General features: G+C 63.1%; 15 protein-coding genes. 8 read left to right on the top strand and 7 right to left on the bottom strand.

Translation table 11 applies throughout. The features are described from left to right. Positions 1 to 153 precede the first annotated feature (153 nt). Both GRI97_RS16720 and GRI97_RS16715 read left to right on the top strand, forming a co-directional pair. Positions 154 to 1269: an acyltransferase family protein gene (locus GRI97_RS16720; RefSeq protein WP_161392362.1), complete on the top strand. Its 1116-nt coding sequence runs from the start codon at positions 154 to 156 to the stop codon at positions 1267 to 1269. Positions 1270 to 1279: 10 nt separating this feature from the next. Beyond that, positions 1280 to 2185, top strand: a complete 906-nt coding sequence (locus GRI97_RS16715) for a PEP-CTERM sorting domain-containing protein (RefSeq protein ID WP_161392361.1) — start codon at positions 1280 to 1282, stop codon at positions 2183 to 2185. 72 nt (positions 2186 to 2257) lie between these two features. Here GRI97_RS16715 and GRI97_RS16710 read toward each other — a convergent pair whose 3' ends face one another. Continuing rightward, positions 2258 to 4423 carry a TonB-dependent siderophore receptor gene (locus tag GRI97_RS16710; protein WP_161392360.1) on the bottom strand — a complete coding sequence of 722 codons (2166 nt, stop codon included), beginning with the start codon at positions 4421 to 4423 and terminating at the stop codon, positions 2258 to 2260. Between the two features lie 194 nt (positions 4424 to 4617). Between GRI97_RS16710 and GRI97_RS16705 the strand changes: the two genes are divergently transcribed. Then, a complete protein-coding gene (locus GRI97_RS16705; RefSeq protein WP_161392359.1) occupies positions 4618 to 5946 on the top strand; it encodes an MFS transporter in 1329 nt (442 codons plus the stop codon). Here GRI97_RS16705 and GRI97_RS16700 read toward each other — a convergent pair. The 3 genes from GRI97_RS16700 to GRI97_RS16690 form a co-directional block, all read right to left on the bottom strand. Continuing rightward, entirely contained in the window at positions 5933 to 7987 is a 2055-nt protein-coding gene (locus GRI97_RS16700) for a S9 family peptidase (protein WP_202392823.1), read from the bottom strand. The genes GRI97_RS16705 and GRI97_RS16700 overlap by 14 nt on opposite strands. Before the next feature lie 70 nt (positions 7988 to 8057). Beyond that, entirely contained in the window at positions 8058 to 8651 is a 594-nt protein-coding gene (locus tag GRI97_RS16695) for an FMN-binding negative transcriptional regulator (RefSeq protein WP_161392357.1), read from the bottom strand. Next, positions 8644 to 9612 carry an alpha/beta hydrolase gene (locus GRI97_RS16690; protein WP_328598586.1) on the bottom strand — a complete coding sequence of 323 codons (969 nt, stop codon included), beginning with the start codon at positions 9610 to 9612 and terminating at the stop codon, positions 8644 to 8646. The genes GRI97_RS16695 and GRI97_RS16690 overlap by 8 nt, the downstream gene beginning before the upstream one ends. A gap of 172 nt (positions 9613 to 9784) precedes the next feature. Between GRI97_RS16690 and GRI97_RS16685 the strand changes: the two genes are divergently transcribed. The 3 genes from GRI97_RS16685 to GRI97_RS16675 all read left to right on the top strand — a co-directional run bounded on the left by GRI97_RS16685 (position 9785) and on the right by GRI97_RS16675 (position 12175). Continuing rightward, on the top strand, positions 9785 to 10543 hold the full coding sequence (locus GRI97_RS16685) for an AraC family transcriptional regulator (RefSeq protein ID WP_161392355.1): 759 nt from the start codon (positions 9785 to 9787) through the stop codon (positions 10541 to 10543). Positions 10544 to 10664: 121 nt separating this feature from the next. After that, positions 10665 to 11480: an SDR family NAD(P)-dependent oxidoreductase gene (locus tag GRI97_RS16680; RefSeq protein ID WP_161392354.1), complete on the top strand. Its 816-nt coding sequence runs from the start codon at positions 10665 to 10667 to the stop codon at positions 11478 to 11480. Continuing rightward, positions 11477 to 12175, top strand: a complete 699-nt coding sequence (locus GRI97_RS16675) for a nuclear transport factor 2 family protein (protein ID WP_161392353.1) — start codon at positions 11477 to 11479, stop codon at positions 12173 to 12175. Before GRI97_RS16680 ends, GRI97_RS16675 begins: the two co-directional genes overlap by 4 nt. A 211-nt stretch (positions 12176 to 12386) precedes the next feature. Here GRI97_RS16675 and GRI97_RS16670 read toward each other — a convergent pair whose 3' ends face one another. Together GRI97_RS16670 and GRI97_RS16665 are read right to left on the bottom strand one after the other, a co-directional pair. Further along, entirely contained in the window at positions 12387 to 12806 is a 420-nt protein-coding gene (locus GRI97_RS16670; protein WP_161392352.1) for a hypothetical protein, read from the bottom strand. 896 nt (positions 12807 to 13702) lie between these two features. Further along, positions 13703 to 14635 carry an Abi family protein gene (locus GRI97_RS16665; RefSeq protein ID WP_161392351.1) on the bottom strand — a complete coding sequence of 311 codons (933 nt, stop codon included), beginning with the start codon at positions 14633 to 14635 and terminating at the stop codon, positions 13703 to 13705. 406 nt (positions 14636 to 15041) lie between these two features. Here GRI97_RS16665 and GRI97_RS16660 point away from each other — a divergent pair, with 406 nt between their 5' ends. Together GRI97_RS16660 and GRI97_RS16655 are read left to right on the top strand one after the other, a co-directional pair. Then, entirely contained in the window at positions 15042 to 17126 is a 2085-nt protein-coding gene (locus GRI97_RS16660; RefSeq protein ID WP_235917915.1) for a TonB-dependent siderophore receptor, read from the top strand. A 465-nt stretch (positions 17127 to 17591) separates the two neighbouring features. Then, a complete protein-coding gene (locus GRI97_RS16655) occupies positions 17592 to 18377 on the top strand; it encodes a DUF6683 family protein (protein ID WP_161392350.1) in 786 nt (261 codons plus the stop codon). 409 nt (positions 18378 to 18786) lie between these two features. Here GRI97_RS16655 and GRI97_RS16650 read toward each other — a convergent pair whose 3' ends face one another. Then, entirely contained in the window at positions 18787 to 19161 is a 375-nt protein-coding gene (locus tag GRI97_RS16650; protein WP_161392349.1) for a PRC-barrel domain-containing protein, read from the bottom strand. Positions 19162 to 19475: the final 314 nt, after the last annotated feature.

The following is a 19475-nucleotide window of genomic DNA, read 5'->3' as shown; positions in this document are numbered from 1 at the left end:
CCTGCGGCTATCCTGCGTCGAAACGGTCCGCATTAACCCTGTTCATAATCGTAACATCGCACGCACAGACCGGTTCACCCGGCTTTGGTTGCAGGTGCGAAGAACCGACTGCTAGCCCACCCGCCTACGGGTAGCTGCGACGGGGCCGCAATCTTGGACAAAGCTGAGGGTATCTTTGCGGCGAAGGCCGATGGCCTTGCCGCGCCAGCCAGACTGGGCTGGATCGACGCTGCCAAGGGGTTTTCGATCCTGCTGGTCGTGCTGCTGCATGTATCTGGCTGGTTCAACACCGATATCCACCCGGAATCCTTCGTGTTCTGGCACGAATTCAGCGCCATCTTCACCCCGTTACGGATGCCGCTGTTCTTTTTCGTATCCGGCTTCCTGGCCTTTTCCGCGCTCAGGAAACCGCTGACGGCGTCTTACCCCAAGATTTTCGGTCTCTATTTCATCTATCTGTTCTGGACGGCGGCCTATCTGCTGCGCACGCTGCACCCTGCTCTGCGCGGCGGGCATCCGGCGCCCGATCCGCTCGGCTATCTGGCCAGCCTGTTTCTGCCGACGGCCTTCTGGTACATCTGGGCGCTGCCGCTGCTCTATCTGCTGGCCTGGCTGCTCCACCGCGCCTTCGGCAAGAACGCCGTCTGGGTGCTGGTGCCGGCCTTTGCCCTGGCGTGGGCTTACGAGCCGATCCTGGCCGCGACCCAGGGCCTGCTGTCTCCGCCGCTGGCGATGGTGATGCTGGAATCGGTTGCGTCAAATGCCATCTGGTTTTTCCTGGGCATGTATCTGCGCGATCCGTGGAAGCGGGTGATCGGTTCCGCCAATCTGACCAAGGCCCTGTCCGGCGGGCTGGCCTATCTGATCATCGCGGTTGCCATGGTCAATTACGGCGTCGACGCCAAGATATCGAAGCTGGTCATTGCCCCGCTGGCGCTGTGGGTGTCCGCCCAGTTCCTGGGAGCGCTCAATTTCGATACGCTGCCCGGCCGGGTCGTTTCCGCCGTCGGGCGCTTCACCCTGCCGGTCTATATCTTCCATCTGTTCGGCATCGCCATCCTGAGCGGGCTGGTGAAGGCGACCGGAATAAACACTTATCTGAACGCTGCCGGCGCCGGATCCAGCACCATACTGATCCCGATCATCACCCTGCTGCTGGTTGCCCTGTCCTATGCCGCCGGAATGATCATCCGCAGTTCCCCGTTCCGCGCGCTGATCGTGCCGCCGTCTTTCCAGCGGCAGCAGGTGAGACAGGAAAGCCTTGCCTGAGCGACAGGCCATGATGCGAGCATATGATATCCGTCTGATCCTGACCCTGCTGTTCGGCCTGTTGCTGAGCTCTGCCTGTACCAGCGACGCGGCCGAAGTCGTCGATCGGCGCACCCCCGGCGTTCCGGCCGTGCTGTTCGTGGGCAACAGCTTCACGCAAGGCTCCTATGCCCAGATCCAACGCTATGGATCGGCCGGGGTGACCGATCTGAACCGGCAGGATACCGGCGGCGTGCCCGGCATGTTCAAGCTGTTTACCCAGCAGGCTGGGCTGGATTACGCGGTCTATCAGGAAACATCGCTGGGCGTGGATCTGGACTGGCACGCCCGGATCAAACCCGAAGTGTTTCAGCAACCCTGGGACGTGGTGGTGATCCAGGAATACAGCCTGCTGAACGCGCGATCGGCGATGGACAGCAAGATTTCCATCCAGTCGATCAACAGCATCACCGAGGCGCTGAAACGCGCCAATCCCGATGTCACCATCCATCTGATGGTGAACTGGGCCCGTGCCGACCAGATCTTCATCCCCAGCGGGCTGTGGCATGGCAAGCCCCCGGCCGATGCCTTCGACGCGATGGCGACGGCCTTTGCGGATCTGAAGGCCAGGACCCCGCTGGTGGACAGGCTGATCCCGGTCGGCCCGGCGTGGAAGAACGCCATCGAACAGGGGGTCGCCCGCGCCAATCCCTATGACACGGCCCGCAACCAGGCGGTCAGCCTGTGGACGTCCGACAATGTCCACGCCAGCCCCTATGGCCATTATTTGCAGACGCTGGTGATCTTCGGCGCGCTGACCGGGCAGGATCCCCGATCGCTGGGCGAAAACGAGCAGGTGGCACGCGATTTTTCGCTGAGGCCTGAGGTTACGCAGCGGATGAAAGCGGTAGCAGCGGAGACGCTGGGCCTCGACTAAGCCAGCCCCAAGCTCAAGAAAAGGGGCCGGATGCGCCTGGCATCCGGCCCCTTTTTTGCGTTTAGCCGATAATCAGAACTGCTTGGTCACCGTCGCGATGATCTGGCGGCTCTGGCCGAAGAAGCAGCCGACCGGGCCGTTGCAACGACCGGCATAGCGCTTGTCGAAGATGTTGCTGCCGTTCACCGCCAGGCGCCAGCCCGGAATGTCGTAATGCAGCGCGGCGTCGAACAGCGTCACGCCCGGGCTGGTGTACAGCACCGCCGGAATGGTGGTGGGGGTCACGCCCGGGCTGCTGCTGAGGTGGCGTACGCCGAAGCCCCCACCAAAACCAGCCAGCGCGCCGGTGTCATGGGTGTAATCCACGAACAGCGATGCCTTATGCTGCGGAGTCGCCTCAAGCCGGGCGCCGAGTTCGGGCAGGAATTCGGTGCGCGTGATCTTGGCGTCGGTGTAGCTGTAGGAAGCGTTAATGCTCAGCTTTTCCTGGATGCGGGTCACGACTTCCAGTTCGACGCCCTTGGACACGATCTGGCCGGTCTGGATATCGTTGAAAACGCTGCTCGGATCGGTCAGCAGGGGATTGTCCTGTTCGATCCGGAACACAGCCGCCGTCGCGAACAGACGGACATCGTCCCCCAGGCCGCGCGCGTCATATTTGATGCCGGCTTCCCACTGCTTGCCCTCGCTCGGAACGAAGCGTTCACCCCCCACGGTCGAGCCGACATTGATCAGGAACGAGGTCGAATAGGCAATGTAGGGCGCAATACCGGCATCGGTCAGATAGGTGGCGCCCACCCGCCAGGTGAACTTGTTCTGATTGGTCTCAAGATCAGGCGTCTTGGTGTAATCGGTCACTTCGGACCAGTCCTGACGGCCCGACAGGGTCAGGATGAAGTTGCTGAGCTTCAGCTGATCCTGAACATAGAGGCCGTACTGCTTCAGCCGTACGTCGGTGAACGGCGCGACTGCCGGGGCGACGATTGGTACAGTGCTGTAAACCGGGTTGAAAATGTCGATCGGCGTGGCGGCCGCGAAGGCGAAGGCCGACTGTTCGCGGTAGTTGCGATAGTCGAAGCCAACCAGCACCTGATGTTCGATCGCGCCGGTGGCGAACCGGGCATCGAACCGGTTGTCGACCGTGAACTGCTGGGTGTCATCGGCGAACGGGAAGTTCGCCCGCGAAGCCGTGCGGTTGTCGGCACCCAGACCGTTGGCATAGATGATCTGCTGATATTCGCTGTAATCGGTCCAACGCAGGTTCTGCGTGAAGCGCAGCGCCGAAGAGAAGCGGTGGGTCAGTTCATAGCCTGCGCCCCACTGTTCGCGGCGGTAGAAATTGTAATCCGGTTCACCCAGGTTCACGCTGCGCGGCAGTTCCCCTTCCGGATTGGGATAGAGCACGCCCAGCGCAGGCAGGAAGCCATTGGTATCGCCTTCGACGCGGTCCCACTGGTAATAACCCAGCGCCGTCAGCTTCGTATCGGGGGTGATATCCACCGAAACGGCGGGCGCGACATAGGCGCGGCGGGCGGTGACATGATCGGTCTGGCCATCGCGATCGCGATACATGCCGGTAACGCGAGCATTCACCCCGTCGGTCAGCGGGCCGGTGATCGTGCCGGCGATCTGCTTGAAATCGTCGGTGCCATATTTGACCTGCACTTCGCCGCCGAAGCGCGAGGAAGGCCGGCGGCTGGTGAGGTTGTAGATCCCGCCCGGCGGGGTCGAACCATAGAGCACGCTGGACGAGCCCTTGAGGATATCGATCGCTTCGAAGCCATAGAGATCGAGGCCGACGTTATCGATCGTGTCGCTGACCGGCGCCTGCAGCCCGTCTATGTACTGGACGGGGATGAAGCCGCGAACGCGCAGGAAATCGAAGCGCAGATCCGGGCCGTAGTTTTCGCCCGCGACACCGGCGGTGTAACGCACCGCTTCCTGCACATCGACGAAGTTGAGCAGATCGATTTGGTCACGCGAAATAACCGACACCGATTGCGGCGTTTCGATCAGCGGCACATTGGTCTTGCTGGCGGTGATGGCGCCTTGCGGCACGTAACGGCGTGCGGTGACGATGATCGCGCCATCGTCCTGCTTCACCGTTTCGAAGCTGGTTGGGGCTGCATCCTGTTCCGCAGGTTCGGCATCCTGCGCCAAGGCCATGCCCGGAACAATCATGGTGACGCTGGCCATCAGCATCGCCGCGCGATTCAACTTCCCCCGCAAAACCAACATGTGCAAACTCCCTCTATCGCCCGTCCCTATGGGCGCCTATATGCGCCCGCCATGAAGGCAATTGCTAATCACTTGCAATACCATTGGCGGGGTTGGCCTGAATCAACTGCAATATGGCCCGCCAGAATAAGCCTTGCCGCGATTCAAACGAGGTTCGGGTGTGGCATGGGCGTGTTGGAACAAAGAGAACCGGGATGACTTCGGATTCGGCACATCACAATAATGCTGAAATTCCGGTAGAGGCGGCGCCTGCCCGCTGGTCTGCGCGCGCCCTGTTCACCGTTGCCTTCCTGGGCATAACCTGCGGCACGCAGATGAGCGACATGGGGCTGCAGTCGCTGTCGCTGGCCGCCATCCAGAAAACCTTCGACGTCAGCGATGCGATGCTCGGCGCCCTGCAGGGGCTGGCCGGCATTCTGGTCGGCAGTGCCGTCGCCATTCCGCTGTCGCGCTTTGCCGATCGGTTTTCGCGCAAGCTGGTGCTGCTGTGCCTGATCGTGGCCTCCACCGCGATGATGGTGCTGAGCGCTTTTGCCCCCAATTTTCCGCTGTTCTTCATCAGTCGATCGGCCGGCGGGATTACCGAATTTGCCATGATTCCCCTGGTTTATTCGATGATTCCGGATCTGGCGCCGCAGCGCGACCGGGTGCTCGCCAATCTCAGTTTTGCCGCCTTGATGGCGATCGGTTCGAGCATCGGGTTCTATTCCGCCAGCACCATCATCGCCACGGCCGACCAGATTTTCCCCTTCGCCATGGAAGCCTGGCGCAAGGGGTTCCTGCTGATTTCGCTGGCCGGGCTGCCGCTGTTCCTGCTGTGCCTGCTGACACTCGATCCCCCGCGCCATGTCAACTCGGTCGACGTCGACACCCGCCCTTCGCTGACGCTGTTCCTGCGTGAACGCTGGCAGGCGGTCGGGCTGTTCGTTGGCGTCGCGGGTTGCCTGCTGGTCGCGGTGCAGGCGCTCAACCAGCTGATTTCCCTGGCACTGCAGCGCCGGTTCGACGCGGGCATCGATACGCTGGGATCAGCCATGGGCACGATCGTGCTGGCCACCAGCGTCGGCTGCCTGCCGATTGCCGGATTGCTGGATCGAATGGTCGGGCGCCGGTTCGGCATGGCGGCGCGGCCGCTGATCATGGGGGTGATGGCGATCGCCGCGATCCCGTCCCTGCTGTTCCTCACCCACGCGGGCCACGTCAACCAGGCGCTGGTGGCCACCGGCCTGTTCCTGTTCGCCACCTGCACCGCCAATGCGCTGGTGCCGACGATGCTGCAGGATCTGACCCCGGCAACGCTGCGCGCGCGCAGCTTTGCTATCTGGAGCTTCGTCGTCTCGCTGTTTTCCGCCAGTGGCCCGCTGATCGCGGGCACGCTGTCGGATCATCTGCTGGACAACCACCTGCTCAACGCGATCACGCTGACCGCCATCCCCGCGCTTGGCCTGTCAGCCTTCTGCGCGCTGCGATCCTTCCTGCGCGCCCGGCGGGAAACCATGAAGGAAGCTGTCAGCCTGCTCTGACGCATTGCTTCGCAAAGGCCCACAGCAGCGCCGCCTCGGCAAATTCGCTGTCCTGATCGCCGCTCGACTGGTGGCCGCTGTCCGGATCCAGATGCAGGATCGCCGGATTGCGGCTGGTCGATAGCGCCCGAACATTCGCCACCAGCTTGGCCGGTTCCCAATAGGGCACACGGTCATCCTTCAGCCCGGCCGTGGTCAGCAGCGGCGGATAGGGCGCGGCGGCGATGTTCTCATAGGGAGAGATCGAGGCGATGTAGTCGTAAGCCTCCGGATCGGCGAGCGGATCGCCCCAGTCGGGCCGGAACAGCGGCACCAAAGGATGATCGGCGTCGCTCATGGTGTTGAGCATGTCGACGAAGGGCACCTGCGCGATCACCCCGGCCCACAATTCGGGTTCCATGTTCATCGCACCGCAGACCAGCAGGCCGCCGGCCGAACGCCCCTGCGCCACGATTGCCCCTGCATGCGCGCGGCCAAGGGAGGTGAGATGGCGGGCGCAGGCGATGAAATCGCTCATCGAATTGCGCTTCTGCATCCGCCGCCCTTCGAAGAACCAGCGCCGCCCCCGTTCCGAACCGCCGCGCACATGGGCGATGGCATAACGGAAACCGGCGTCCACCAGCACGGTGGCCGGCAGGGAGAACTGCGCCTCGCTGGAATAACCATAGGCGCCATAGCCATTGAGCAGCAGCGGCGCGGGCTGATCGGCCGGCATGTCTGCTCGCGACAACAAAGTGATGGGCACCAGCCGGCCATCATCGGTGCGAGCTTCCAGCCGTTCCACCCGATAATCGGCAGAGGCGAAATTGCGCGGCCGGACCGTGCCGACCGTTTCGCAAGCGCCGGTGCGCAGATCGATATCGATCCAGCGCGGTGGGCTGGCGGGAGTCTGGTGGGTAATGCGCAACCGCCGCGCGCCATATTCCTGCCCCGGCATCAACGACAGCGCATAGGCGGGATCGTCAAAGGCGATCGGCACTTCCCGCCCGGAGGCATCGCGCAGCACCAGCCGATGCAGGCCATTGCTGCGTTCCAGCCGAACCAAGGCATCGGCAAACGGCAGGATGGTGAGGATTGGCCGGCCTTCCTGATGCGCGACGAGTTCGCCAGTCACCGCGAAACTGACCGCGTCGAGCGCCAGCAGCTTGCGATCGATCGCCCCATCGGCATCGGTCAGCATCAGCAATTGCCCGGCCCATTCGTTGATTGCATAGCTGGTGCCACGTTCGCGCGCGCGGACGATCCGGGGCGGCGCGGTTTCGGCCCCGGCGGCGATCAGATGCACTTCGGACATGTCGGGCCCGGCCAGCGTCAGGGCGACAAAACTGCCCGCCGCCGTGCGCGCCACCTGCATGAAGATCGCCGGATCCTGCTCCTCATAGACCAGCACGTCCGGCCCGCCGGCGAGGGCGGTGCGATAGAGCCGCGTCGGGCGGCTGTGCACATCACGCCAGATCCAGAACAGCTGCTGGGAGGATGGCGCGAAGGTGAAACCGCCATAGCCATAGGCATCGGCCGCCACCACGACGCGGATATCCCCACTGTCCATGTCCAGCAGGCAAATCCGGTGCCGGTCATCCCCAATTAGATCCTCTGCCCAGGCGAACCAGCGGTCATCCGGGCTGTGCTGGTGATCGGTCGCCCGGTAATAGGCATGGCCGGCCGCCCGTTCCGCCTCATCGAACAGCACCTGCTCCGCCCCATCGGGCGCGGTGCGGGTGAAGACGCGGTGGGCGCCATCGGCCGTCTGGCGGAAACCATAGCGCCAGCCGTGGGACGAGATCGGCAGCGGTGCGTCGATTTCCGGCGCGCGGGCCTGCATGGCGGCGTGGAATTGCGCCTCCAGCGGGGCCAGCACCTGCAGCATGGCCTGCGAGTGGTCGATTTCCGCCTGCAGATGAGCGCGCAGATCGGGTGGCAGATTGTCCATCGTGCGCGATCCTTCCTCGGGCACGAATTTCAGCCAGTCATAGGGATCGTTGCGCCGTCGGCCCAGCTGGCTGATCCAGTGATCGCGCTGCGGGGCCTGCGGTGCGGGCACATCCGGCCAAAGGGAACCAGCGGCGGGGGAATGGTCGGAGTTCATGGTCACCCGGAAAAAGATCAGGACGTCAAAGCGTTGCCGGCAGGCGGCCGGCAGCAAAGGCCTGCATCCATTCCACCAGCTGCGGATCGGGGGAATGGTCGCAGATCTCGCGGAATTCCTCGGGCCGTTCATCCTGGCCCAGCTTGAAGCGCGGGTCGAGCTGGCGGACATGGGCGCGGAAGGCGATGATGTGGGAAAGCATCTGGTGGTAGCGGTCGCCGAGTTGCGCCGTCGACCAATGGCCCGGCGATTGCCGTTCGAGATGGGCGAGCAGCCGCTGGACCGCATCGCCGGTTTCTGCGGGCACGAATTCCACCTCCACCCCCACCCGCAGGGCCGCAAAATTCCAGGTCGGTGCCCAATCCGTGCGGCTGACATAGCGGGGGGAGATGTAACTCGATGGGCCGTTGAACAGCGCCAGCCCCTTGGAATCGGATGCAAAATCCTCGACCAGCGGGTTGCTGCGCGCGCAGTGGCCAAACAGGGCCTGCAGCCGGCCGTGTTCATCCCGCTCGGCCAGCAGCGGCAGCGGGCTGGCGTGGAAGCGCCGCGAGACCAGCCAGGCGAGCGGGTGGCGGTCGATCAACAGGGTGGCCGCCTGATGCTGGATGTCAGCCATGGGCGGGCGCTGTACAGTGCTGCCGGATCCAGGCTGCCTGATCATCCAATGCCCGCGCGGCCAGTGGCGCGATCGAGACCGCTTCGAGAAAACTGTGGGTCGCCCCGGCATAGCTCACGGCCTCAACCTCCCCGCCCGCCTGCCGCAAACGCGCGGCGAAGGCGTGGTTGCTGTCGGCCAGAATGTCGCGTTCCGCAATGGCCAGAAAGGCCGGAGGCAGATCGTGCAATTGCGCCAGCAGGGGCGCCACCAGCGGATCGGTCAGTTGGGCCGGGCTGTCCGTATAGGCGGACCAGAAGGCATCCATTTCTTCCACATTGAGCGTATGATCGTCACCGGCGTACAGCGTGTAGCTGGCCGTCGGAGCCGGATCGAAAGCGCCATAATTCAACAGCATGCCCGCGAGCCTGGCCTGCCCGTTATCGCGGCGGGTGAGGCAGGCGGAAACGGCCAGATTGGCCCCGGCCGAATCCCCACCGATGAACAGCTGCGTGGGATCGAGCCCGAGCCCGGCCGCCCCCGCCTCCAGCCAGGCCAGCGCACCCACCACTTCGTTCACGGCAACGGGAAATTTTGCTTCCGGAGCAAGGCTATAGTCGATGCCGAGCACGGCGATGCCGGCGCGGGCGGCGTATTCGCGCATGAGCCGATCATGGGTGTCGATGCTGAACAGCACCCAGCCGCCGCCATGCAGATAGAGCATCACCGGGGATGGCTGATCCGTGGCTGGCTGCGGGCGATGGAGCCGGGCGCGCAGGCCGTTGATGGTCAGATCCTGCGTGTGGGCCATCACCGGCCCGCCGCTGCGCCAGGGTTGGCGGACGGATTCGGCCATCTGCCGCCGCTCGGCCAGTGAGGCCGGCTGCCCGCAAGTGGCGTAGGCTGCGGCAAGACGGCGAGCGAATTCAGCGATTTGCGGATCGATCGGCGCAACGGCGCTTGCCACATCGCTGTCCTTCACGTCTGTCATCCTTCGCTGTTGGCCTCCCAAGGCATAGCAGCCAGGCCCGGGGCAATTGCTCCGATCGGGTCGATCATCGGTCCGGGCAGGCCAATTCGCATGTGGCATCTTGCCATGGCCACCCGGATTGGCCCAAATTCCGGCTTCAAAGTCCAATCATCGAGATCAGGCCGTGAAGCACAGCAACGAGATTCTGGTCAGCGATCGCCCTGTGGTGGCGTTGCATGACGAGTATCCTGCTGGATTCATGGACCCCATGCACAGCCATGCGCATGTGCAAATCCTCTATGCCTGTGCCGGAATCATGGCCGTGCGCACGGCGGAGGCGAGCTATGTCGTGCCGCCGCAGCGGGCGCTGTGGTTGCCGGCGGGGATGGCGCATGAGGTGTGCTGCCGCAGTGCGGTGTCGCTCAGGACATTGTATTTGCGACCTGATGCGGTGGATGACGGGCGATGCCGGGTGTTCGAGGTGTCGGCGCTGCTGCGGGCGCTGATCCTGGAGATGGGCACGCTGGGCGCCGACTATCCGACAGAGGGCCGCGCGGGGCATATCGTGGCGCTGCTTCTCGATGAAATTCAAAGGCTTCCAGCGCTGCTGCATGAGCTGGCCATGCCCGCCGATCCGCGCCTGCTGCGGGTGTGTTCATCGCTGGTGGACCAGCCGGCCGACCCGCGCGATATCGACGACTGGGCCGTGGTTGCGGGCATGGGCCGGCGGACTTTTACCCGTGCTTTCAAGCGTGAAACGGGCCTGGGCTTTGCGATGTGGCGGCAGCAGGCCCGGCTGATGGAGGCGATGGCGCTGCTGGCGTCGCGCAATTCGATCACCCAGGTCGCGTTCGAGGTCGGGTATGACAGCCCGAGCAGCTTCAGCGCAATGTTCCGGCGCACCTTCGGCGTGTCCCCCAGCCGGTATATATCCGGGCAATAACCGCGCCCCACCTGCGCAGTAATACGCCCTGCCTGCGCATGAGAACGCATTTGGCGCGCAGCCTGCGCGCATGATAGCCTGCCCCGACAAAACACAAAGAAAAGGGATCAGGATGGGATCGATGGATGGGCAGGTTGCGCTGGTGACCGGCGGCGGGCGGGGTTTCGGGCGGGCGATCGCCGAACGGTTTGCCGCCGAAGGGGCGGCCGTGGCGGTGCTGTCACGCAGCCGGGCCGAACTGGATGAGGTGGTGGCCGGGATCGTGGCCCGGGGCGGCCGGGCGATGGCGGCGACCGCCGATGTCACCAGCCCGGACGATGTTGCCCGCGCGGTGGGCGAAGTGCGGGCGGAACTGGGCCCGATCACTCGGCTGGTCAGCAATGCCGGGGTGCCGGGGCCCTTCGGCCCGCTGTGGGTGACCGATCCGGAAGATTGGTGGCGGTCCGAAGCGGTGCATATCCGCGCGCCCTATCTGTTCCTGCGCAATGTCCTGCCCGAAATGGTGGAGCGCAATGACGGCCGGGTGGTGCTGGTCTCCGCCATCGCCAGCCAGCTGACCCTGCCGGGCCTGTCCGCCTACAGCGTGGGCAAGGCCGGGCAGAACAAGATGGTGGCGATGGTGGCCGAAGAGTTGAAGGATACGGCGGTGAAAATCTTCGCCATCGATCCCGGCTTCGTAATCACCCAGCTGGCCCGCGACACGCGCAATTCGCCCGATGCGCAGAAATACATGCCGCATATGCTGCAATATCTGGAAGAAGGCGAAGGGCGGGAGGATGCCGATGCCGATCTGCATCGCTGCGCCCAGCGCTGCGTGGATCTGTTTTCCGGCGATTACGACCTGCTGTCCGGCCGTTACATGGAACTGCCCGACGATATCGACGGCTGGGTGGCAGAGGCGCGCCAGGCCGCTGCCGAAGCGGAGAATGCCGCATGAGCGCGGAGGATCGCATCGCCCGGCTGGAGCAGGAAAGCGCGCAATTGCGGCGCGAGCTGACCGCGCTGCAGGATGAAAATGCCGTCCGCCGGCTGCACCATTCCTATGGCTATTTCATGGACAAATGGCTGTTCCCCGAAATCGTGGATTTGTTTGCCGAGGATGCCACGCTGTATTTCCTGAACGGCATCTTCCGCGGCCGCGCCGGGGCGCACCGGATGTATCATTACGCCGGCGAACAGGTGCGCGGCCCGCGTGACGGGTTGCTGTTCGAACATCTGCTGGCGCAGGACGTGATCGATGTCGCGCCCGACGGGCTGACCGCCAAGGGCCGGTTCCATGCCCTGCTGTTCGTGGCGGTGCATGACAGCGTGAAGGATCAATATCCCGATTGGCCGGCCCAGTTCTGGGAAGGCGGGGTGCATGAAAACGAATATCGCAAGGTGGACGGGGTGTGGAAGATCCAGACGTTCAACTATCGCATCGCCTATCAGGCGCTGTACGAAACCGGATGGGCCCATGCGCCGGATGAACCGCTGATGGTGCGCCCCTTCCCCGGAACCTTCCCCGAATATCCTGGCGGACCGGACGAATTGCGCCCGATGCCGCAGCAATGGCCCAAGGCGACGCTGCCGCCGTTCCATTTTGCGCATCCGGTGACCGGGCAGGCGATTGCGCCGACGGGGGTTGGTTGAGGGGGTAGAGAGAGGAGATTGGATGTCTCCACACAATCTCCACAGTTGGGGTTTGCGGTGTGCTGACAGTCCATAAACGTTTGCAGTACCCAAGGCGATCTCGACTTGAGCGTGATAGCAATGGTAGGAAGCGCCCTATTTGTCGTTCAAGGGACACGCTGGTCAAAGAATATGTTGCCAGCACGAATGCGCCGGCGACATGCGTGAGCAATCAGCCAAACATATCCATAGGGGTGCGCTCCGCACTGACCCTGATCATATCCATTTCGCCATTTCCTGCCCCGAATGACGCCATGTCCTGCCGCATCAATGCCACCAGGGCATTGCGCTGAACTGCCCCCGTGCCGGCCAGAGATTGCGCATTGTGATCAAGTTGCATTATTTTGTCCATGGTCGAACTGCCCCATTGAGGCCCAGGGCGGAAGGGCTGGAGCAGACTTCTCCACACGGGATCCCTGGCAACATTACTGTCTCCAACGTACATACTGTCCGGAGCTGAATTGCTGCCAAGCAAATAAGAAAGGGCAGCGTCCACAAAGGACATCTGAACCCCGTCTTTACGTGCATAAACCTCAGTATTGACGGTTATCGCCTCACCAAATGTATATTCAGAGGTACCAGCAACACCCAAAAGATTGATCGAATAAACTTCTGCCTGAGATAGAGAAAGTATCTCTCCTTCTCCAACACTTCCGTTACCATTACGATCTTGCCAAATACTGAACTCAACAAAGCGGCACCCTGCTCCGAAAGAATTCCGTCGCTATTGCTCAGACTCCTACCCTTGCAAAATGGATTAATGAAGATTTCGTGTTATTTGAGAATTACTTAAACCCATTTATTTATATAAATATATCAATGATATGATATATTTGCATCAATCCCGAAGTTCATTTTACATGCTCCTGATATTTTGATTGATCTATTATATAATTAAATATCTTTAAAAACCTACCCCTATCAGAACCATCTAATCCGCGATACTTGTCAAGATACTGAAAGGAAGTGAGGCGCAAAAACAAACCTACTCGAGCACGCTCAGACACATCAATAATTTCACTATGTAATAAATATCCAAAAAAAATTATCAGGATTAGGAATTACTTCATATAATTCCAAAAATTCTCGGAGAGCGTCTTCATCGTCCATTCCCGCTATCAAATCATCTGACATAACTGCCCGATCCCCCTCAATAGAAAAAATCATTCAACTTATCTATCACCTCTCCCTAGCAGATTCGGCAATAATCTTCATAAAGGGAGATAGAAAATAATAGATTATTCGGCGTTTTCCCGTTTTCACCTCATTCTGAACAGTCATACCAGGCTGCACCTGATTGCAAAGCACGTGGCGCTCAGAACCTAGTGGGCATTCGATCGAAACTTTGACCGGAGTTCCGGGGACATAATACCTAATTGTGGCAGCCGAAGCCGAAGCGCAATGGTGAGTTGAGTATTGTGTCTCCAGAACTGTGCCCAGAACTCTTGTATCGATAATTTCAGCCGGATTTTTGATCAAGCCGACCCATCACGCTGACCAGCATGGCCGTGCCTGCCAATCGGTTGGAAATCCCATGGCACGGAGCTGGTCGGGCGAACGGGTTTTGACAAGCGCGGTCACCCGCTGCGCGAAGCTGGTGTCCGGACTTTGGTGACGCAGCATGTGCACCAGCGCAACCAGGGCATTGTAGATGAAGTTGGCGGGCTGAGCCTGGATGCCCTGGCTCGTCCGCGTTTCCACGACAACCAGATCATCCTTGAAGCGCTTGATGTTCGGCAGGCGCTTGACGGTTTGCCTGTTCCACAGACGGCCATGATGCGCGCATATGTTGCGGATGTAGGACAGGAGTTGCAACGTGCCCTCCAGCACCTCCCGGCTCGGCAATCCCAGATCCCTTGCGACAGCCGATTTCACCTTGAGGTCCTTGGTCAGCGCGAACCACCGCGACAACTCGCCGAAGGTCATGAGTTCGGTCACGATCCACAAGGGCGGCATGAAGGGCTCGGCATATTTTTGTCGATAATGTTCGACGAAGACCTCGTTGCTATCCTTCGCCCGGTTCGCCAACGCGGACAGCAAGCCGATATGGTCATAGCCTGACTGGAAGACGCTGACAGCCAGATGGGCATGCGATCCATGGGCCAGCGTCAGCCGGTTGGTCCAGCGTGAACGAAGGGCGATCTCGATCCGCTCAATGCCTTCCATGACCAGCAGCCGCAGCTTTCGGTCGAAGACGTAGATATCGACGATGGCTTCGAACATGGTGCCCGGCTGAAATATCTTGGTGCGGGTCTGTCCTTCTGCGGCCGGCAGTTCGACCGGCAGCCAATAGGCGCTCAGACGATAGTAGCCGACTGTCTCCAGCCACCGGCGCATCAGCGCTTGATCACCGCCCATGCCGCGTTCCGCCAGCAGCACGATCTGTTCGTCTATGGTGGTGGCCGGCTTGTCGTAAAGCATAGAGCCTCCCCGGTTACCCGAGGAGGCTCCTGAAAGTAACCCCCCGGTATTGGGCAAGCCGAAGCTCTAGGCCTAGGGGGTGTTGTTGCCGGCTATGTAAGTGGGCAAATCCTACTGGTCAATGAATGAGCGCGCGGGATTGGGGTGACGGTGCCCCGCTTCTTTCCTCAGGTGGGTTGGGAGTTGGTGGGGCTTGGCTCTCGCGGACTTCGAAGGGTGGCGCTGGCCCACCCCGCTGCGACTAGGGCCCGCTACGCGGACCAAGTCTCGCTGCCCCCCCCCGCAGGCGGGAAGGGTTTGGTCTGGTGCCTTGGCACGGAATGTGACCTTCGGTCTGGCTGGCTTGACAAACGACGGCTTGCATGACCAACGACATGTTACACCATAACATAACGGGCCGTGTTTCTTGTCTGCGAAAGTTCTTACGGCGGCTTTGCTGTCGTCCACCTTGTTTTGTGCCGTCCCTGCTCTGGCGGAGGAGAGTGACGCTGCGTCCTCCGCCGCCCCCTCCCCCGCTTCGACGAATGAGATCGTCGTGCTGGGTACGCGGCAATCGCGGGCTGATCCCGTGCTGTCTTCGGGGCCGGTGACGGAGGCGATGTCCCAATCCAGCCGGTCGATCGAGCGGGATCTGCTGACGGCGGCTGGGGCCTATCGGTTGGCGGATGCGCTGGAGCTGGTCAGCGGGGTCAGCAATCAGAACAATCGCGGCGGTTTCCTCGACAATTTTGCCATTCGCGGGTTTCTGGGCACGCCCGATGGCGGGGCGGAATATTATGTCGACGGGTTCCTGGCCAATCGCGGCATGGGCCCGCCGCGCGATCCGGCCACGGCGGAGCGGATCGAATTGCTGAAGGGGCCGTCGGGCGCGCTGTTCGGGGATATCGATCCGGCCGGGCGGGTGAATATCGTCAGCAAGACGCCCGCCTTTACCCCGGCGGCCAGCGCGGTGTTCACCTATGGATCGTTCGACACCGCGCGGGCCGAAATCGACGTGACCGGGCCGATCACCGGCAATCTGGCCGCGCGGCTGGTGGTGGCGGGGGAGAACAGCGATGGCTGGCGCGATCATGTGTCTCTGCGGCGGCGGGTGGTGGCGCCGTCGCTGACCTGGCGGCCGAGCGATGCCGTCAGCCTGACCTATGTGGGCGAAATCACCCGGTTCGATGCGCCGTTCGATCGCGGGGTGCCGGCCATCCATGGCGATGCCAATGGCGCGCCGCGATCCGCCTTTTACGGAGAGCCGGATGACGGGGTGACGCTGTTCCGCAACGAACGCCACCAGCTGACCGCGCTGGCGGAACTGGGCGGGGACTGGTCGATCAATGGCGGCATCGCCTGGCGCACCGGATCGCTGAAGGGGTTTTCATCCGATCAATCGCGCCTGATCGACAACCGGACATTGTGGCGCCAACGCCGATCGCGCGATTTCGTGGTCGATGATCTGTCCGCCCGGATGGAGATTGCCGGCACGATCGGGGCGCATCGGATCAGCGTGGGGGCCAAGGGCTATCTGCTCGATTATGCCGAACGCTGGATGCGGCGGAACCCGAGCGCGGACAATCCCTATGCGATCGATGTGTTCGATCCCGTTTATGGGGGGCAGCCGCCCGAGTTGCTGCCCTTCACCAACAATCAGGAAAACCGCTGGTCCGGCACGCTCTATGCGCAGGACATGTGGGATGTGACCGAGCGGCTGACGCTGGTGGGCGGGCTGCGGTTCGATGCCTATCGCCAGCGGATCATCAACAACCGCACCGGCGAAACCGGGCGCGCCATTGGCGAGCCGCTGAATTTCCGCCTGGGCGCGCGGTACCAGATCAGCCCGGCCATCGCGCTGCATGGCAATTGGGGGGAAAGCTTCCTGCTGAATTCCGGCACCGACAGCGCCGGCCAGGGCTTCGCGCCCGAACGCGGCAAGGGCTATGAGCTGGGGCTTTCCGGTGCCTGGCCGGGGGTGGATGTGGCGGTGACCTGGTTCGATATCCGCAAGGCCGGCATCCTGACCAATGATCCGGCCGATCCCAATTTCCTGGCGCCGATCGGCAGCCTGAAAAGCCGGGGCGTGGAGGTGGATGCCGCGCTGAAGCTGGGATCGCGCTGGCAGATCGTGGGCAATTACGCCTGGAACGATGCGCGGACCGACGATGCCAGCTTTGCCACGGCGCAGGTGCTGAACGTGCCCGAACATGCCGGCACGCTGTTCCTGCTCGGGCGGTTTCTGGATGCCGAAGGGCGCGGTTTGTCGCTGAGCGGCGGGGTCAGTTACATCGGCGACCGGGCTGGGGCGATCGATGGCAGCGGGCTGATCCTGCCTGGCTATGCCAAGGCCAAGGCGGCGGTGGAATATGCCTTTTCCCCCCGCTTCACCCTGCGGGCGGAGGCGGACAATCTGTTCGACGCGCGCTACGCGCAGAGTTCCTACAGCCCCTTGTGGATCTTCCCCGGGCAGCCGCGGATGGTGCGGGTTTCGGCGCGGATCAGCCTTTGAGGGGGGTGGCCTTTTTTGTTGAGGGGTCCTCGCGCCTACGGCGCTGCGGGCGGCCGGTCGGCCTTGCGGACCCTGCGGGTCCGGGGTGCGAGGCGTTGGGGTGGTGCTTTTGCCTTACCCCGCTGCGGGCGGCCGGTCGGGATAATTTGTTATGAAGCCTCAGGCGCCGGCGCGGCCCATCCGGGCCGCTTGGCTATCCTCGCGCCTGCGGCGCTGCGGGCGGCCGGTCGGCCTTGCGGACCCGGCGGGTCCGTTTGTTTTGGGGTTTCCTCGCGCCTTGCGGCGCTGCGGGCGGCCGGTCGGCCTTGCGGACCCTGCGGGTCCGGGGGCGGGTCCGGGGTGCGAAGCGTGAGGGTGGCGCCCTGCCCAACGCCCTGCCCCGCCGCGCCGTCCGGCTATCGCCATTGTCTTCAAACGGTCGCCGCGCGATGCTGCAACCGGGCCGAACAGATGGAGAGGCCCGGCATGAAACGCTTATCCCCGATGATCGCGCTGGCTGTTATGGCCATGGCCCCGCCGCTGGCCGCGCAGGATATCAGCGGCGTGTTCGACATGGGGCTGCTGACCGGCGATGCGGCGATGGACCCGGTGATCGAACAGAGCCGGGAGATGGCGATCCGCCAGGGCGAGGCCGATCCGCTGCCCGACCGGGCGCGGGCCACGGCCCATCCCTTGGCTGGCAATCTGGCGCAGAACTTCAGCGCGACGACAGAACCTGTGCCGGCAGCGGCGCTGGGCCAATTGACCTATCGCCCGTCACCAGCGGTGCGGGAGGCGAATTTTGCCCGCTTCGTGGAACGATCCCGCGCGGCCGATCCCCAAGGCGCGGAAAAGCTGGCGCAGGCGCTGCGGAGCACCGATGTGATGGCGGCGGCCGAGCGGGAAATGGCACCGATGGGGCTGAGCACCAGCAATGTGGCCGATGCCAGCGCGGTCTATCTCGGCAATGCGTGGCTGTTGCTGAACGGCGAGACGGACGATCCGCCCGCGCCGGTGATGCAGGCGCTGCGCGATCAGCTGGCCCGCGCGATGATCGCCACGCCGGAGTTCGCCGCCGCCGATGATGCCACGAAACAGGAACTGGCCGAGGCGATGATCATCCATGCTATCCTGATCGCGCAATATACCGAGATGGCCCGGGCCAATCCCGACATGCTGCCCGCCGTGCAGGATGCGGTGGCGGCGGGCGTACGCGGGACGCTGGGACTGGAGCTGCGCGGCAAGACGCTGGATGAGCGCGGGTTGCGTTGAGGGTGGGGGGTCTTTTTGTTTTAGGGTCCTCGCGCCTGCGGCGCTGCGGGCGGCCGGTCGGCCTTGCGGACCCGGCGGGTCCGGGAGGTTTTGGCCTCAGGCGCCGGCGCGGCCCGTCCGGGCCGCTTGGCTATCCTCGCGCCTTACGGCGCTGCGGGCGGCCGGTCGGCCTTGCGGACCCGGCGGGTCCGGGGGCGGGTCCGGGAGCGAGGCGTGAAGGGTTTGCCTCTGTCATCATGCCGGACTTGATCCGGTATCCATGCCTCGGCTTGCACGTATCACGCAGTCAGAGCGCTACGTCGCCCTGACCAACGCCACCGTGGCAAGCCGATGCCAGACCTGAGGCGACGGCCACATGGATGCCGGATCAAGTCCGGCATGACGGTGTTTTTCGGGGGGCGCGTTGCGGTTAGAGGGCCTGACCGCCTGGCGCCTGGCTGTTGAAATAGGCCGAGACGCGCTGGGCGTAATCGGCGTCCCATTGCGGCATGCTGTCGGGGCGATAATTGGGCCCGCCGTCCAGCACCGCGCGGTCGATCGCCATGGTGTAGCCGCCCTTTTCCTGGTTCACATTGAGCAGGCGGAAAGGGATCGGGTGGTAGCTTTGCCCGATGCCGAGCAGCCCGCCGGTGGCGATCACGGCGTATTCGACCTGCCCCTTCCACCGTTCGATGTGGAAGCTGTGGAGCGTGCCGATCTTGTGGCCGTCCGCGCCATAGACGCTGGTGTCATCCACCAAGGCGCTGATGAGCGGCTTGGTGCCGGTGGCGTCATTCGTTGCCATGGGAATCCTCTCTGAACCGGGTCTGCCGCCTGAGAACGGATCAGGGGGATTTTGGGTTCCTTCTTGTTTTTGGGGTTTCCTCGCGCCTGCGGCGCTGCGGGCGGCCGGTCGGCCTTGCGGACCCGGGGGTCCGGGGTTTTGGCCTCAGGCGACGGCGCGGGCAGGATGTTTGTTTGAGGTTTCCTCGCGCCTTACGGCGCTGCGGGCGGCCGGTCGGCCTTGCGGACCCTGCGGGTCCGTTTGGTTTGAGGGTCCTCGCGCCTGCGGCGCTGCGGGCGGCCGGTCGGCCTTGCGGACCCTACGGGTCCGGGGGT

The organism is Croceibacterium xixiisoli (assembly GCF_009827305.1).
In the GTDB taxonomy this organism is placed as follows: Bacteria; Pseudomonadota; Alphaproteobacteria; order Sphingomonadales; family Sphingomonadaceae; genus Croceibacterium_C; species Croceibacterium_C xixiisoli.
Note: the sequence above shows the minus strand (reverse complement) of the source record. Positions and strands in the feature narration are given on the sequence as shown.

What these genes read in the sequence shown, in the direction of transcription:
- GRI97_RS16715 (WP_161392361.1), top strand. Translation starts at nt 1,280, where the DNA reads ATGATGCGAGCATATGATATCCGTCTGATCCTGACCCTGCTGTTCGGC.
- GRI97_RS16710 (WP_161392360.1), bottom strand. Translation starts at nt 4,423, where the DNA reads ATGTTGGTTTTGCGGGGGAAGTTGAATCGCGCGGCGATGCTGATGGCC.
- GRI97_RS16705 (WP_161392359.1), top strand. Translation starts at nt 4,618, where the DNA reads ATGACTTCGGATTCGGCACATCACAATAATGCTGAAATTCCGGTAGAG.
- GRI97_RS16695 (WP_161392357.1), bottom strand. Translation starts at nt 8,651, where the DNA reads ATGGCTGACATCCAGCATCAGGCGGCCACCCTGTTGATCGACCGCCAC.
- GRI97_RS16680 (WP_161392354.1), top strand. Translation starts at nt 10,665, where the DNA reads ATGGATGGGCAGGTTGCGCTGGTGACCGGCGGCGGGCGGGGTTTCGGG.
- GRI97_RS16675 (WP_161392353.1), top strand. Translation starts at nt 11,477, where the DNA reads ATGAGCGCGGAGGATCGCATCGCCCGGCTGGAGCAGGAAAGCGCGCAA.
- GRI97_RS16665 (WP_161392351.1), bottom strand. Translation starts at nt 14,635, where the DNA reads ATGCTTTACGACAAGCCGGCCACCACCATAGACGAACAGATCGTGCTG.
- GRI97_RS16655 (WP_161392350.1), top strand. Translation starts at nt 17,592, where the DNA reads ATGAAACGCTTATCCCCGATGATCGCGCTGGCTGTTATGGCCATGGCC.
- GRI97_RS16650 (WP_161392349.1), bottom strand. Translation starts at nt 19,161, where the DNA reads ATGGCAACGAATGACGCCACCGGCACCAAGCCGCTCATCAGCGCCTTG.